This window comes from Mycoplasma sp. 1781 (genome assembly GCF_053851675.1).
In genome coordinates this window covers 16961-33936 of the sequence record NZ_JBSQBC010000008.1, presented here as the reverse complement: position 1 = coordinate 33936, position 16976 = coordinate 16961, and the positions used below count along the sequence as shown (strand labels likewise).

The window sequence follows — 16976 nt, the reverse complement described above, 5'->3', positions numbered from 1 at the left end:
GGATTACATTGGTCCATAAATTGCGAAAGTTTTGATGTATTGAAAAATGATTTAAACTGGTTAAATATTGGTTTATTATTTGTTACATTCTTTGGCGTAATCTTTGATGTTTCCTTGGTTGAAATTCTTTCACGAGTATTTTTTTCTAATTTAATTAGACCGATTCTAAATTGATTTTGCAAAAGCTCACCAATAGTAACAATTCTTTTATTTACTAATGAGTCAGGATCGTCATCGACACCAATATTAAACAATAAATTAAAATAGTATGATATTGTTGCAATTAAATCAGGAATTAGTAAAAAGTTTTCAGTTGAATTAGGATCATTACCTAGCACTTGAACTTTATTAATGTCATTTATCATGTCATTTTCTGTAGGATAAACTCATACCCTCGGAACAGATAAACGCAAAGCAAGTTTTTCATTTCCAGGCATATCCAATTGATTACCATATACTGAAGGATCAACATCAGGTAATTTTCACAAAGGAAGAATGCCTAATCTAAATTCCTCCGCAATCTTTCTTGCTATTTCTCAAGTAATTAACAAACCTTTTTCATACTTAACTTCGCCATCCATATTAATGATATGCTCAGCTAAATAGGTGTTTACTAATCTTTCGGCGATATTTAACTTACGGTTCAAAGTAAAACGACCAGTTTCAGTTAAACTGTATCTTTTTTCATTAAAAATAGTTGATGGAATTAAATTACGGGCCGATTCGGCGGTCATTCTATCACCCTTTCTAATTAAGCGATATATTGTTTCCTGGGCATCCCTTGTAATTTCCTCATCAGTATTACCTAATGTTTTATCTTTTCGTAAAGTTTCATTTAATTCTGGAATATCACCAAACATTTTCTTAATACCTTTTTCAGTAAAACCAAGTGCTTTCAAAAAGGTAGATAATAAGAATGATTTATTTTTATCGATATGCACCTTAACGGTGTCCGGGTTAGATGAAGTAGTTTTGTGGTATATTTCAACTCATGAACCGACTTGAGGAATAATTTCAACTTTATTAAACAAGTCATTAGCCTGTTTATTTCTTACATTAACTCCAAAGTAAGCACCAGTTGAACGAATTAATTGAGAGACAATAACCTTTTCTGAACCATTAATGACAAATGAGCCTCCATATGTCATAATAGGAATTTCAGCAAAAACAACTTCAGCAGGTGTAACTTCACCTGTTTCTTCATTAACTTGCTTTAATTTAGCCTTTAACTTACCTTGATATGAAGAACCTTTTTGTTTTGCCTCTTTAATACACTCAAATTCAGTTTTATTAGGATATTCAAAAGTAGCAGAATTTTCAATATACTCAATCCTTACTTTTCCGCGTGATTCAATTGGATATATGTTTCTCAATTCCTCTTCAACACCTTTGGTTAAAAATTGTTCAACAGAGTCTCTTTGCATTTTTAAGAAATCAGGAGTATCGAATTTCTTTTGACTAATTGAATAATCTCTACGTTCGGTAACCGGTCCAAATTTTCTTAAAACATATTCTGGTTTTTTGTTCATATCTAACCTCATTTTTTGTTTAAATTTACTAAAATATACTCAAAGTAATTACAACAGTTTACACATACGCATGTATGCGCATTATTTATATTATATAAAAAACACAAAAACGGCTTTTTAAGCCAGTTTTTTATGTTATCTTTATTAGTCTAAAACTACTTCAGCCTTAACTTCAGCTAATTTAGCCTTTAATTCTTCTGCTTCTTCCTTCTTAACATTTTCTTTTAATAAGGCAGGTGCTGACTCAACCAATTTCTTAGCATCCATTAAACCTAAACCTAGTAAATCCTTAACTGCCTTAATAACAGCAAGTTTATTTCCACCGTCTGATTTTAATGTAACATTAAATGTTGTTTTTTCTTCAACAACTTCAGCAGAAGCTGGAGCAGCGGCAGCAACAACAGCACTAGGATCAATTCCAAATTCTTCTTTTAGTCCTTCTACAAGTTCCATAACTTCTTTAATATTCATTTCTTTCAATGCTGAAACGAATTCTTCTTTTGTTAATTTAGCCATATTTTTCTCCTTAAAATTTTATTTTATATTTTGATTATTAAGTTTTACATTTCCTTTTGTTTAACTAACTCGTTTAGACCAATTGCAAGATTTCTAATTGGTGCAAGCAATGAGTTTCCAAGAATCATAAGTGATTCTTCATATGAAGGAAGTTTTGAAATTTCTTCAAGATTTTTTGCATCAACAACTTTGTTTTCATAAATACCAGCGACCAATTGTAAGGCAGGGTATTCTTTTTTGAATTTAGCTAATGCTTTTAGTGTGATTAAGTCATCTTCATTAGCAAAAATAAATATATTTTGGCCAACAAGATAATCATTTAATGTTTTGTGTTCTGTCGATAATAAGGCTTGTTTAACTAAACGATTTTTATAAACTTTTATTAAAACGCCATATTTAGCCAATTCTCTACGAATTGCTTGCAACGAACTAACATCTAAAGTTTTATACATAGCAACATATAAAGCCTTAGACTGATTTAGGTTTTTAGAAATTTCATCAACCACTAAGACCTTAGCATCCCTTAATGCGCTCATTTCTCCTCCTATTTTAAATTATGTTTTTGCAATATCAATAGTCAAGCATACTCGGTAACTTATTAAGCGTTTGCCGTTACTGTCTTCATATATTGCAAAAGCATTATATCATAGAAAAAATAAAAATTTAATATCATTATCATAATTTTCCATTATTTAATGTGTATTTATAGTATACAATATATTTTGACTCATTTTCTATTTTGATTATTTATATTTTAATAAGAGTCAAAACAAAAGTCAAGCGTTTTTTGGTGTTTGACTCTTCTATTTTTTCAATCTATTTGTAGCAAACAAAAAAAATTGCAATGGAAACTTTTTTACAAAATACAAGGATTTTATTATGACAGGTAAAAATGCAGCAATTACATCTTTTATAATATATATTTTTGGCGCACTTTTTTTAACAATAGCCTTAGTTATGTTTTTGTTTTTAGCTTTAGTTAACATAAAATCTAATTCTAATGAAGAAATATTTGAAGAAATATTTGTTATTTTACCTTTTTTACCTTTGGGACCAGCGTTAATATTAAATATTATAGGTTTAGTATTTTATTTTATAGCTATGGTTAAAACAGGTTTATCAGTAGCTAGAATATTAATGATAATCGGGTTATTTCTTCCACTTTTAGGATTAATAGGTTTAATTATTGCTATGACTGAACAAACAAATTTTAATAAAGCAAAAATTTATATAAATAATGGAAAATATTGTAGTATATGTGGACGATTGTTACAAAAAAACAATCAAACAATACAAAATCCGCAAATCAACACTCAGTAAGAGGCCACTATTATTAGAGAAGTAATACATGTTAGTGGTAATGATGCAAATCTAGAATAAAACAAAAATTAAAATAAACCTTAATACATAAAGTATTAAGAGGAAAAATGGAAAACTCAAATGTGAAAAAATTTCATTTTTTCATTTTTCAGATTTTCTTAAGTTTTTGAGCAAAAAATAAAAAGTGTAAAATTGAACATTATTTTCAAGCAAAACACACTTTTTGTTTTTTTATATACAATTTTTTACAATTTCTAAAATTTCATTATAGTTTCTTCATTGCTCTTATTAATAGCGGGGTTAATAAATCTGTCTTCAATTATTTTCGCGTTTCTTAACTTAGTTAACTTATTACAGTCTTTTAAAAAAAATCAATTAACTTAGTATTGGTTATTTTTCAATAAAACCTTGTTGATGATAGAATTCATTAATTTCAAATATTGTAAAATAAAACAATTAATGCAATGAAATTTAGTAAAAAATGCCCTCGAATATGTTTTTCAGTTCGGATAAATATCGGTCAGGTTTTTAGTGATTATTTCAATGTTTTGAGGTTTTCTTCAATTTGATATTGTTTGCGATAAACTAAAACAATTTCTTCAAGTTTAAGATCTTTTCTTGATGTTTCATAAACAAAGTAACCATCAAATTTTTCATCTTCTTCGATTTTGTCTAGATCAAGAATAAAACTCATTTTTCAACTCTTTATTTAAGAAAATATCTAACATAGATGCTTTTATTCCGCATCCTCAAAACTATACAAATTCAAAAAAATGAGTTTATTATCCCATATGATATTTTACTTACTTATAAGTCTATAGGAAGTCATTTAGGTCAAAATCTAAGTGCCATAAACCTAAGAAAAAACTGCTGGCAAAATAATGCATGAACAACCTAAAGAAATTAATGATTGATTAACTTTGAATAACCATGAAATGGATATAGTCTATAGAAATATAAAATCGAAGAAAGTCATATTAACTTTGATAAATCGCTTAACAAAAAAATCTTATGCAATCATATCAAGACTCAATGCTAGAGCAATAAAAAGAGCTATCAAAAAATTGGCTGCTAGATTTAACTTTAAGATTAACACTTTATTAATAGATAACAGATCTGAAAGCTATATGTTGGACAAGATAAAGAGTATCAAACAAATTTTTCACACAAATGCATTTGCTTCATCTCAAAAGGGTTCGATTGAGAATATGCATAAACTTATATTCTAAAAGAAAAAATTATTTGACTGATACAGCAATGATGAAAACTGATCCATGATGGACAAAATTAATAACGTTGTTCGGCATAATATTAAGCAATTTCCATTTCTGATGTCGGTTAATGCAGCTCAAAATTTCTTTCAAAATAATTAAAAGTTTAATGAACGAAATTGTATGTTAGATTAGTTATCCATGCAAACAAAAAAGCAATTAGATATATGCAACTCTCAAATCCTTAAATATTAAAAATCAATGCAAATTGATTATTTTGTTATTGATTTTAATTAAAAATTCGCGTTTTTTAGGAATGCTTTTGCATTTTTTTACATAAAATTATTCTAATAAAATTTAGTGAAGATGCACTTTTTCGTTTTATATTTAACAAATAATGTATATAATTAGGAGCATTAGGTATTTAAAATGAAAAATAAATTTAGTGAAAAAAGTTTTTTCTTATATGGTATTAATTTTATAGTTGGTTTTGGTTTTATAACAACAATCACAGGAATAATTGCTCAAGGTATATGAGGTATGTTAGTTTTTGCGCTAACATCATTCATCAGTTTTAGTGTTATTTTAGCATTTGCGCGTGGAGCTCAAGCATTTGGTAATGAGGCCGGCGGTTCATATGTTTATGCCAAAAAAGCTTCAACAAATAAATTTTGAGTCTTTTTTAATGGCTGGAATCAATTCTCACAGATACCGCTTTTTTCAGCCACGACAATTTTATTTTTTTCAACATTGCTATCAGAATTTGATAAATCACATCAATTAATCTATCAAATTGTTTCTCTTGTATTCTTTCTTTCTTTGACATTAATTGCAACGTTTGGAATAAAGACATCTAAATGATTTATTTTATTTTCTGCATCAGTAAAATGAATAACGATAATATTAGGTGTATCTTTAGGTATTTATTTATCCTTTAGTTCACTCGATTTTGCTAATAACATCTTGACAAATAGCAAAGTTTCAGTCTCAATAATTACTTTAAATGTATTGAATTTTATTTATGCATTTGGTGGTGCAGAAGGTCTTGCAGGAATAAGCGCTAACGTAGAAACAAAACGCTTTAAAAAGATATTATTACTAATTTTTGCTGCTGTACTTGCAATTTACTTTACTTTATATCTCTTGCTGTTAGGACTGCAAAAAGGATTTATTGGTGAATCCACTTCATTTTCAAAATTCTTTCAATCGTTATGAGGTTTGGCTGGGCTTATAATTTTTATGATAGGCACACTATTCAATAGAATTTCAAGCACTCTTTCGGCAAACATATACTATTCAAGAATTGTTGCTCCTTTAGCTCATGACGGATTCTTACCTTCAAAACTAGGCAAGAAAAACAAACATGGCGAATATAGAAACGCATTATTATTTGCAACAGGTTTTAGTGTTATATCAATGATTATTTTTACAGCAATACCATATGCATTAGGCATAAAAGATCAATTTAGTTTTATCCTTAATGCTGGTAACGTGGTTTTCTTAATGCAGTACCTTTTAGTAATAATTTCGATTTTAGTTATCGCATTCAAACATAGAACATTTAGGCTTACTTGATGAGAAACTACAATATTTATTTTGTCTATTATTTTAATAATTTTTATATTAGTAGTTAATTTTATCCCTCCGATTGTAGGCGATGAATACACAAAAGGAACTATATTTTTAGCACCTAGTTATCTAGGTGTAATGTTGATTGGCTTTGTCATTTGAGGAATATATTCAGCAGTAAAACGACGTAAAAAGAAAAATATTTCAAAAACTTATGAGCTCAAAATATAGCTATATTATCACTTTGCTAATTTTCCTGATTACTAATTTAAATTTTTAGGCCTTAAAAAATAAATTTGATATCATAAGTTTAATAAACATTTTTAAACTATAAAAATGTTGCAATTTGAATAAGAATTAACAAAATAAAAAATATAACCCAGAACTGTAGCTGGGTTTAATATTAATAATCAAGTGTAAAAAGTTTATTCTTATGAGTTAATTTTTTTACATCGATTTCGTATTTTTTTATATATTCATCATCGCTTTTATTATCCATTTCAGGATAATATCTTTCAAAAACAACAGATGCTTCGGCCTCATCATGATAATGATTAACTCATATTGTGAATCCATCAATAACATCCAAAGTTTTATCTGCGCTATACTTAATTTTATTTTTTCTTAAAATCTTTAAAAGGGACCATTTCCCTTCTCCTGGTTGTCATGTATCGAAATATAATGGATTTCTAAATTTCATTTCATCATTAATAGTTATTACATTTGATATCGGTATTATAAATTCTTCATTTTTTTTAAGAGGAGATGCAAAATAATCACTTGTATTATTAAATTGATCTGGAATTAGCAATTTTACAGAATGAGGAAAGTACAAAAATGTAATTTCTTTAGCTTTTGTAAGCCAAATTTTAAATTCTTTTTCGTATCCTTCTTTATTGGTCGTATCATTATTTTCCAATTTAACATTTATAGCAAGCATATAATAGTTTTTAACTTTATTTTCATTAACAAAATCTATTAATTCTTGATATTTATTTTCTGTTTTAAAAGTTATTTTTCTAAAAGGTCTTTTAATTACCTCGCCTTTATCTTTATTGCGAAGTTTTGAATATAAAAGCGGATTATGAGAGTATTCAGCTTTATAAATCCCACCTGGTTTTATAATGTCTTCATGTTGTTCATTATCTTCAATTTTGTGAATTATACAACTTGTAGATAATAAAACAGTACTTAAAAATGGAACGATAGTTATTATTTTTATTCATTTATTTTTTTTCATTATTTTATAAATCCTCATAATTTAAGTGACTCTGTCATTTCATCACCAGTTACATGTTTTACGCCGTCTCAGAAGTATGGCTTTAGTTCAGTATTTACTTTATGTTCTAAATATTCTGCGATATAAATATGATCAATATCTAGTATCACCTGAGAATGTTTTTGTTTTCAATTGTAATTTATCAATACTCTTCCATCATTGTAGGAACCATATGCTACATATATGTGACTACCATCTCTGTATACATATTTACCATTTTCGAACTTTTTTGTTTTTGATCATAGAAATAAAGGAATTTTTTTATTAATTATAAAATCATTAATACTTTTGGTATTTTTTAATGTTTTAAATTCATAATTTGCAGTTTTACCATTATTTTTTATGAAACTTTTTAACATAAATTGTCTATCTTCTGAACTGGCGCCATTCTTATAAACATGTTTTTTTAACATATCTATCATATAAATATTTTTCAATTCAGGTGAAAACTTATTTTCGTATAGATATTGTTTCTTAATTTCTGGTAAATAACTTTCCATTGCTTCTTTTAGTTTTATTGATGGAGATTTTCTATGTCTTGAACTTCATTCTTCTGGTCCTAATGTAGTTATATCAATATGAAAGTCTTCTTTTTTGTTTATATATTTGTCACTTTCTGTTATCGTCATATAATTAGAACCTAAAAAAATAATGATTGTATAGCATCATTTGATTCACAGTAATATATGCACATATTCCTTCTCATTCTTCATATATATAATTAAAAGTGTCGTTTTCTCCAAATGTTTTTCTTGGTTCTGTTTTAAAAATTCAAGAATGATTTATTTCGTTATCGGCATATAAAAAGCCATTCAACTTATCTCTTATTCCAAGGTTAGAATATTCCGATTTTTTTGCATTTTGCAGTTCTAATAAATTAAGGTATTTGAAATTATTGAAATTTACTTTACTCTTTTTGCTATCTTTTTTATTTTTTCAATCTTCGTTTATGCTCTCGTTATTAGTCTTCTTTTTTGGTCTTCTATGATCCCCTATCATTAATTTATCTCGATCATTTTTATTTAATATTGATATATCTCCGATGGTTTCTCTGTAATATACCAAATTATCATTAGACATGATTTCTGAACTTAAATTAGATATGTTTCAATTTGGATTAACCTCTATTATTTTTTCTTTTTCTTGATCAAATATTGAAAAACCACCTTTCTCATATCCTACTATATATGAATATTTATTTGTTTCCGGATCTAGATAATTTCTACTTACAAATTTTACTTTTGTGTCTTTTCTTCCAGTTAATTTTATAAAATCATATAAACAGTATGAAGATAATTTTTCTTTATATTGTCTTTCTTTTCCTCAATATATTTTGTATCCTCATATGGCATTATTTTTAATGAAACCATTGTAAATGGTATAATACTAGCTATCGTAGCTAAAAAACGCTAAATAATTTATTTTTCATATATTCCTTTTTTATTTCTTCATATCTTTATTGTATTATTTTTAAGAAATAGTGTTAAATTTATATTTAAAATACTCATATATTTTCATAATTATTTTCTGTATTTCCCAGTTTTGGCATAAAAAATGCAGAATTTCAAACCAAATAATCTGCTTATACTATTTATAGTATAGGTTTTTTTATTTTCTTATTTTTTTTAACAACATTTTAATTTAAGATAGTCATGTCAAAAGAATCTAATTTGGTCGATATTTTTTCAAAGCCTGGAAAGAGGGTCGATATAAATTCGTCCAACAAAAGAAATTATGAAATACAAAAAAGAGGATTCTAATACAATAAAAGACATTTGATCGATTTATGATGATATTAAAAACAATGTTAAAAGATAGTTAAAAAATAACAAATATACCTCAAATTTAGGTAGATTTGTTATTTTTGTATAATAAAACTGGGAAACTCAAAAGGAAAATAAAAAGCAAGAAATAATTCTTGCTTAATTCTTAATTATTATTAAATTTAAATTCAGAAGGTATTTCATTCAATCCGTTTTTAAATAAATTGGTTTTAAAATTCGAGGTTGTATAGATTTTTCCTAGCGCTTCACGATATGAATTTTGTTGTTCTTTACCACCACCATAAATTAGATCATATTGTGGAAGATTATATTTGCCATATAAACCATCATAGTTATAACCTTCAGATCTAAAAGCAACCGATAGGCCGACACGTGCCAAAGTATTTGATGCATAAAATATTGAAACTAGCTCATTATGTTGATTTCGAATAGAAGTTCCAGAAGAACCACCAATCGGTGCATATCTACGTGGAATATAAGCTAGTCCCATATTTACATATCTTTTACCATTAACATAGTAAAAATCTTCGCCAATTTTTGGAGCCGCTATAAATGTATCTAAAACACCGGGTTTATCAATAAACGAACGATAACCAATTTGATAAGAAAGAAAACTTCCTCGATCAAGTTTTTCTTTTGGATATGAAGAAGGTGTACCATCTTCGCCATTAGTTATTTTTGCATCATAATATTCATATTCGCTATTAATTCACAAGCTAAAACTATTGTTTTTTCTTTTAGTTTGATCATCATCAATATATTTCTTCAAATAATAATCTTCACGTGATGAAGGCCACCCTACAGCATACAAGAAATCTATATCTTGAGGTAATTTAGATTTTAGAGGAAAATCAATTTTTGAATAATCCTTTAAGTATGATTTTTGTTTAAATTTAACTTGTTTATCAGCGTGATTAGCATAATCATTAGTAATTTCTTTTGCTAAATTTTGTGCAAAATCATTGCTACCGACTTTTGGATATCTTTGAGTTACATCTTGGTCATTTGAAGTTGCATAATATTTATTAATCTTAGTAAAATCAATTTCTAAAACAGCAAAATCAACAAATTCTTCCACATCAGCATATTTTTTCTTTTGACGCTCAGATAAGAAATCAGATGGATGAGATTTTAAATAGTCAGTTCCATCAAAAACCTTTCTAATTGCGCTGGGATCTTCAAACGAAAAGCGAGTAATATTATCATCTAATTCAGAAATACGCAAACTTTGCCCAACCTGTAATTTATTGTCAATCTTAGCAATTGAAAAACTTGTCAAATTATCAGTTAATGCCCTTGCAACGTGAGAATTAGTTCCTAAATATCATCTTGTTGGATAACCATTACTATCAAGTTGGTAATCAAGAATTCAAGTGGTTCCATTTTCGCCAATTACATGTTTTTTTGATTTTGCTTTTAGTTCTAAATCAAGAATAGCTGCTTGTTGCTTTTGGATTTCGATTTCACGAGTTCTTTTTTGATATTCTGCAATAGCGTCATCATATTTTTTTAGTTCAGTTTCTTTTTCTTTTTGAAGACTTTCGGTTAAATTAACATCAGTGTTCTTAGCAATTTTGTCATCTAATTCTTTTTTTAGAGCTTCTTTTTGTTCTTTTAATTCAGCAACCTTTTTGTCAATTAATTTTCTAAATTCTGATTCATTATTTGGATCTTTCCAATGATTGATAGCTAAATTAATTTTTGCTATTTCATCTTTAAAATCATTAGCTCTTGTTAAAGCAATTGTAAAAGTCTGTTTAGCTATATCAAGATATTTTTGATTAACAATTTTTCTTGCTAAGCCATTAGTTTTAAAGGGATCATTTTTACCTAGTGTATCAACTCATGAAGGTTGTTTTCCTAATTCTGAAGGCTCAAATAGTTCAATTCCATCGACTTCACCATTTGCTTTATATGAAGGCGAGCTAAAACCTTTATATGCGGCATTTTCATAAGAATCTTGACCTAACGTTTTTGCTTTTTCATCATATTTTTTAATTTGTTCACTAGTTGCCTTAGTATTTTCTCTTAATTTAGTTCAATCATCAATACCAGCAGAAAAAGCCAAATATTGCTTTAGCGAACCGACGTATTTATCATTATCATATTTAAAACGCTCTTTTTGGTTTAAACTAACATATTTTGAAACTTCATTATCTTCTGGATTTGAATCAATTTTGTTATTCGGTTTATCACCATTTGAATCGCTATTAAATGGTGAAGTTTTTAAACCTGATAATTCAAATATATGATTTTTTCTTGTTAATGTTGCTTTATTTTTAAAAACAACATTAAATTTAGCTTTTCCGGTAGTATTAGCGTCATCTTCTAAAATAATACCTTCAATTGATATGTTGATTTTATTATTTAGATTTACATCCTTAAAATTAATTTTTATATTGGAAACATTCTTTTGTAGCTCACTAGCAAATAGCTGATACTTGGTATTGCCTGTTAAAAAGTTACTAAAAATAAGTTCAAAATTATCTTCAATGTTTGCATTAACAATTAATTTGTTAAAATCATCATTAAATTCATCATCCGAATATTTTATGCTTGTGTCTGGTGTCTCACTAGACTGATTTTTCTTAATGTTTTCCTTAATATTTGCAATTTCGCTTTTTATGGCATTAATGGCTTGATCTGCCTTATTTTTAGCCTTACGCAAATCAAATACGCCACTGCTTTCATTAGTTAGAATATCATTAATTTCTTTTTGAACTTTTATTCCTTCAGTATAAGCGCTCGATTGTTTAGCATCACTACGGGTATCTTTTAATTCTCTTAAAGATGTCTCTAATTCGGTTAATTGTTTTTTAATATTGTCTTTTAGAGATGTTATGTCATCCTGACATGATATCAATGCAAATGTTGGAGAAAAAAGTAACGGCATTCCAAAAAACGCAGTAATAATTGCCTTGTTTCTTTTTGTTAATTTCATAATTTTAAGATTCCTTACATACTTTTCTAAAATTAGTTGAATGCTTCATCACTAGCAAAACTTACTTTGTAACCATTAGATTCAAGTTGACTCTTCAATGAACTTGCCCCCCGTGGAACTTGAACTTCCCTCGAAATTCCTGATAAATTAATTAAGATGCTTAAATTTGTTAAGGCTGAACTGGTCAAATTATCTTTAGTTGTCAATCTAACATTTTGCGTAACACTACCATTACTAAATTCAATTTTAGTTGGAGGAAATCCAGGTTCACCGCGTGACATTACGGTGTCAAATTGTGCACCATCTAAATCATCACCACTAATTTCGTATCAGGCTTTATCACTAAAGAATTTAGCATTTTTTAGTTTTCTTGGTTTATTTGATGATTTAATGTAATCATAAAAAATTAAGCCTTTTAATGATCTGATAGAAGGGGCTCTTGAGAAATCAATTCTTGTTGGATAACTATTTCCGCCTTCATTGGTATCTGGATTTAGACCAGGGCCGAACCCACCTTGAAATATTCCTTCATTATTTCTAGTGTAATAAGCCATTCTTAAACCATTGTTAATTCTTTCATATTTCTTTTGCGGATCTGATTCATTTTTTAGTAAATCAGTCTCTTCAAATGCTAAGGTGTTAAATGTAATTCTTGAAGCAATTTCGGCTCCGGGTCTTGTATCTCAACTAACATTATAATCAATAGTATTAATTCATTCAACATTTCGCAATGCTCATGGGTTAATCGATCAATCATCAAGTAGAGAATTACCCAAGGTAAATAACGCTAGTTCCTTAATGTTTTTATTTTCTAATTCGACTAATGCTGATGTATTAGTTGCTCTATGATCAAAGAAAAGTTCTAATTGCGGCAAGTCATTAGGTAAAGCTCTTAAAATATCTTTGAATTTTTGGTTAGGATCTTTTTTACCCATATTTTTTATACGATATGAAGTAATTTCAATACCTTTATTCTTTAATGATTCAATTAAATTCTTAGTTTTCTCATAACCATCATAGTTAGCAGCATCAATTTCCACAATGTAGCCTTTATTTAACTTACCTTCTTGCGGTTTTTGTCTTGTTAATTCAGTTATGGTTATACCATCATTATTTCCAACATTGAATTCTTTAAATTTTTCAGATTGGGTAACATCTGTTTTAGTTCATCCTGGATATACACCATTTTGAATTTGTTCTGGGTTTCGACCAAAATATCCCTCAATGCCAAAAGCACGACGGTCACGATTATCTCTTTCACGTCTAGCTATCTCGCCGTTATAACCAGGAGCTGGTGAATAGCTATATGAGTCAATTTCTCCATTTTCATTAATATATGCATTATTAGGAGAAGCAGTGTAACCTTGTTTTAAATATTCTTCTGCTCCTTTACCTAATTTTGTAAATTTTGAATAATCTAAATTTTTAATTAATCAAGCATATTTAACATTTTTACTCTTAAATTGTTTAGGTTTTAAATATTCTTTTTTTGCATCCTCTTTTAAGAAATTGACAACATTAGGGCTATCTAGAAGACGTCTGAATTTATCAATTAATTGAGTTCATACTTGACTATTTAATTCAATATATCTATCAGGATCAAACAATTCATTTGATGTTAATAGTATACATCATCGATAAGGCTTGGGAAATAGTTTTGTAGTCCATCTGCATTATTATTAATAAGTTGTTTAAGAGTTGCTTTTCTTAACTCATCTGTTACTTCAACACTTTTAACATTTCCAACAATTTCATTTACATAAGGATTTTTATTAGTAATTCCTGCAGCAACATCACGAGGGTCTAATGGTCTAGTTGGAGGTGGTGTTACTTCAGCTAGAACCTGAACACCATTAATTGTAATAGTAATTCTTTCACTTCTAGGTGTAGGGGCAGGTTTAGGCGCAGGGGCAGGTTTAGGCGCTGGTTTAGGAGTTGGTTTTGGTTTCGGCGGAACTGGAACAGGTTTCGGCGGAACTGGAATAGGTTTAGGTTTTGGTTTGGGTTGTGGAAGGGGGACTGGGTTTGTTTTTGGTTCGGGTTTTGGTTCGGGTTTGGGTTGTGGTTTGGGTTCAGGTTTTGGTTCGGGTTTGGGTTGTGGAGGAACTGGGATAGGTTCTGGTTCGGGTTTGGGTTGTGGAGGCACAACAACAGGAGGTTTTGGAATTTCTTTTAAATTCTTATCAGTTATAGACACATCAGCTTTAGTTACATCGGGTGTACCTTTGTGAAATATTTCAGAGTTTTCACCATAAATATTGTTAAATTCTATACCATTTTTATTCTTTTGGTTAGCAGCAAAAATAGCATTACCTATAATTGCTGAACCTAATATTGTTGATCCTAAGGTAAATAAAACGATCTTATTCTTTTTACTCTTTAAAAGCTTCATATTTTCTCCTTAAAATAATTTCAATTCATAAAAAAATCTTATGAACCTTTAATTTAACCTACATTATACTAAAATTTATATAATAATACACAAAAATAAGCATAAGTTAACTACTATCTATTTTCTCCAAACTAACAATAGTTAGTCTAAAATAATAAAAATAGATTTTACTACTTAATTTAAGGTGTTTTTTTTATTTTTAATTCCTATCATATTATATTGCAAATAAGATAGGCTTGTTAATTTGCAAATATACTAAGAATATACAAGTATAATAAAAATGCCTAGGCAATTTTGCCCTAGACCTTTTTATTATTTTAAAATTTATTTAAATTAATCTTCGTCAACCGAAACTTTTCCGCCACGTTTCTTAATAATTTCGTCAGCTAAATTGCGAGGTAATTTTTCATAATGATCAAATCACATTTGATATGTACCACGTCCAGTTGTCATTGATCTTAATTGAGTTGCATATCCAAACATTTCGTTTAATGGAATGTATGCTTTAATAACATGCGCTCCATCGTTTCGAGTTTCGTTATCTCTAACTTGACCTCTTCTACGAGAGATATCTCCCATAACATCACCAAAGAAATCTTCTGGCACAACAACAGCAACATCCATAATTGGTTCTAATAAAACAGTCCCCAATTGTTCACGGCCTTTGGTCAATGATTTTGAAGCAGCAATTTTATAAGCAAGTTCTGATGAATCGACTTCATGGTAGGAACCATCAAATAGAGTTGCCTTAATATCGATCATTGGATAACCGGCAAGAATACCAATTTCCATTTTTTCTTTAAGACCTTTTTCGATCGATTTAATGTACTCTTTAGGGATTTTACCACCGACAATTTTATCAATAAATTCAAATCCACCATCAGGGTTTGGTTCGTATTTAATTCACACGTGTCCGTATTGTCCCTTACCACCAGATTGCTTCTTATGAATACCTTCAACTTCTGCTGACTTAGTAATTGTTTCACGATATGATACTTGTGGAGCCCCAACACTTACTTCAACCTTAAACTCACGTTTTAGTCTATCAACAATAATGTCTAAATGAAGTTCACCCATACCAGCAATAATAGTTTGCCCAGTTTCTTCGTCTGTATAGTATTTAAATGTAGGATCTTCTGCTCCTAAACGTTGTAGAGCTAATGAAAGTTTCTCAGAAGCATCTTTTGTTTTAGGTTCAATTGCTTGCGAAATAACTGGCTCAGGAAAATTCATATTTTCCAAAACAATTTCTTTATGTTTTTCATCGATAAGTGTGTCACCAGTTGTTGTGTATTTTAACCCAACAGCAGCACCTATATCACCAGTTCTAACCTCATCAATATCAGTTCTTGAATTAGCATGCATTAATAAAATTCTACTAAATCTTTCTTTTTCACCTTTTGTTGAATTTATTACATATGAGCCTTTTGAGATAACCCCACTATATACTCTAAAGAAGGTTAAATTACCAACAAATGGGTCATTCATAACTTTAAATGCTAATGCTGAGAAAAATTCATCATCAGAAGCAGGAATTGAAATTTCTTGTTCACCTTTGTATGCCTTCATTGCGGTAATATCCAATGGTGAAGGTAAATATTCAACAATAGCATCAAGCATTAACTTAACACCTTTATTCTTAAACGAAGTTCCGCAAACAACTGGGAAATATGTTGAAGTTAAAGTAGCCTTTCTAATAGCTTTTTTCATTAATTCAGCCGAAACTTCTTGTTCCGTTAGGATTAATTCAGTAATTTCTTCATCAAAATCTGCTAGTGATTCAGCAAGAGAAGCACGCATTAAATTTGCTTCGTCCCTTAGATAGTCAGGAATTTCGATTTCCTTCATATTTTCGTCGACACCACCATCAAATTCATAGGCTTTCATGGTTACTAAATCAATAATTCCATTAAATTGTGATTCTTCACCAATATTAAGTTGGATAGCATGTGCATTAGCACCTAATAGCTTTCTTAGTGACTCAACAGATGCTTTGAAATTAGCACCCATTTTATCCATTTTGTTAACATAAACAATTCTTGGAACCTTATAGTTGGTTGCTTGTCTCCAAACAGTTTCTGTTTGAGGTTCAACACCTGATTGAGCATCTAGAACAGCGACAGCACCATCTAAAACACGCAACGAACGCTCAACTTCAATAGTAAAATCAACGTGTCCAGGTGTGTCAATAATATTTAATCTTTTATTCTTTCAATATGCAGTTGTAGCTGCGGAAGTAATAGTAATACCACGTTCTTGTTCTTGAACCATTCAATCCATTTGTGAAGCACCTTCATGTGTTTCACCGATTTTATGAATTTTTCCTGTGTGGTATAAAACTCTTTCTGTAGTTGTAGTTTTACCTGCATCAATATGAGCCATAATTCCGATGTTACGATAATCTTCTAATTTATATTCTCTTGACATACTTTGTT

Annotated in this window: 13 protein-coding genes and 1 pseudogene; 3 read left to right on the top strand and 11 right to left on the bottom strand. The window is 28.9% G+C overall.

All coding sequences use genetic code 4. The features are described 5' to 3' along the window. The 3 genes and pseudogenes from ACWXVP_RS02075 to rplJ form a co-directional block, all read right to left on the bottom strand. Window positions 1-1529, bottom strand: a pseudogene (locus ACWXVP_RS02075) (DNA-directed RNA polymerase subunit beta); the annotation flags it as partial. Window positions 1530-1673: 144 nt separating this feature from the next. Next, window positions 1674-2045, bottom strand: a complete 372-nt coding sequence (gene rplL / locus ACWXVP_RS02070; RefSeq protein WP_438340306.1) for a 50S ribosomal protein L7/L12 — start codon at window positions 2043-2045, stop codon at window positions 1674-1676. 44 nt (window positions 2046-2089) lie between these two features. Then, window positions 2090-2581 carry a 50S ribosomal protein L10 gene (rplJ, locus tag ACWXVP_RS02065; protein WP_438340307.1) on the bottom strand — a complete coding sequence of 164 codons (492 nt, stop codon included), beginning with the start codon at window positions 2579-2581 and terminating at the stop codon, window positions 2090-2092. Between the two features lie 343 nt (window positions 2582-2924). On the opposite strand from rplJ, the gene ACWXVP_RS02060 reads away from it, so the two are divergent. Then, window positions 2925-3365, top strand: a complete 441-nt coding sequence (locus ACWXVP_RS02060) for a hypothetical protein (protein ID WP_456012851.1) — start codon at window positions 2925-2927, stop codon at window positions 3363-3365. A gap of 535 nt (window positions 3366-3900) precedes the next feature. On the opposite strand, the gene ACWXVP_RS02055 is transcribed toward ACWXVP_RS02060, so the two are convergent. Then, window positions 3901-4059 carry a hypothetical protein gene (locus tag ACWXVP_RS02055; RefSeq protein WP_444704774.1) on the bottom strand — a complete coding sequence of 53 codons (159 nt, stop codon included), beginning with the start codon at window positions 4057-4059 and terminating at the stop codon, window positions 3901-3903. A gap of 187 nt (window positions 4060-4246) precedes the next feature. Between ACWXVP_RS02055 and ACWXVP_RS02050 the strand changes: the two genes are divergently transcribed. Both ACWXVP_RS02050 and ACWXVP_RS02045 read left to right on the top strand, forming a co-directional pair. Then, window positions 4247-4594 carry a hypothetical protein gene (locus tag ACWXVP_RS02050; protein WP_456012849.1) on the top strand — a complete coding sequence of 116 codons (348 nt, stop codon included), beginning with the start codon at window positions 4247-4249 and terminating at the stop codon, window positions 4592-4594. Window positions 4595-5005: 411 nt separating this feature from the next. Then, window positions 5006-6376: an APC family permease gene (locus ACWXVP_RS02045; protein WP_456012847.1), complete on the top strand. Its 1371-nt coding sequence runs from the start codon at window positions 5006-5008 to the stop codon at window positions 6374-6376. 172 nt (window positions 6377-6548) lie between these two features. Here ACWXVP_RS02045 and ACWXVP_RS02040 read toward each other — a convergent pair whose 3' ends face one another. From ACWXVP_RS02040 to fusA, 7 genes are all read right to left on the bottom strand, one after another. Further along, window positions 6549-7385, bottom strand: a complete 837-nt coding sequence (locus ACWXVP_RS02040) for a hypothetical protein (RefSeq protein WP_456012845.1) — start codon at window positions 7383-7385, stop codon at window positions 6549-6551. Then, entirely contained in the window at window positions 7385-8053 is a 669-nt protein-coding gene (locus ACWXVP_RS02035; protein ID WP_456012843.1) for a hypothetical protein, read from the bottom strand. Before ACWXVP_RS02035 ends, ACWXVP_RS02040 begins: the two co-directional genes overlap by 1 nt. Window positions 8054-8057: 4 nt before the next feature. Beyond that, window positions 8058-8504 carry a hypothetical protein gene (locus ACWXVP_RS02030; protein WP_456012841.1) on the bottom strand — a complete coding sequence of 149 codons (447 nt, stop codon included), beginning with the start codon at window positions 8502-8504 and terminating at the stop codon, window positions 8058-8060. 849 nt (window positions 8505-9353) lie between these two features. Beyond that, window positions 9354-12149, bottom strand: a complete 2796-nt coding sequence (mip, locus tag ACWXVP_RS02025) for an Ig-specific serine endopeptidase MIP (protein ID WP_456012839.1) — start codon at window positions 12147-12149, stop codon at window positions 9354-9356. Between the two features lie 32 nt (window positions 12150-12181). Further along, on the bottom strand, window positions 12182-13756 hold the full coding sequence (locus ACWXVP_RS02020) for a putative immunoglobulin-blocking virulence protein (protein ID WP_456012838.1): 1575 nt from the start codon (window positions 13754-13756) through the stop codon (window positions 12182-12184). A gap of 11 nt (window positions 13757-13767) precedes the next feature. Continuing rightward, window positions 13768-14541, bottom strand: a complete 774-nt coding sequence (locus ACWXVP_RS02015) for a hypothetical protein (protein ID WP_456012836.1) — start codon at window positions 14539-14541, stop codon at window positions 13768-13770. A 333-nt stretch (window positions 14542-14874) separates the two neighbouring features. Continuing rightward, complete coding sequence (gene fusA, locus ACWXVP_RS02010; protein WP_438340317.1) at window positions 14875-16968, bottom strand: elongation factor G; 2094 nt, start codon at window positions 16966-16968, stop codon at window positions 14875-14877. Window positions 16969-16976: the final 8 nt, after the last annotated feature.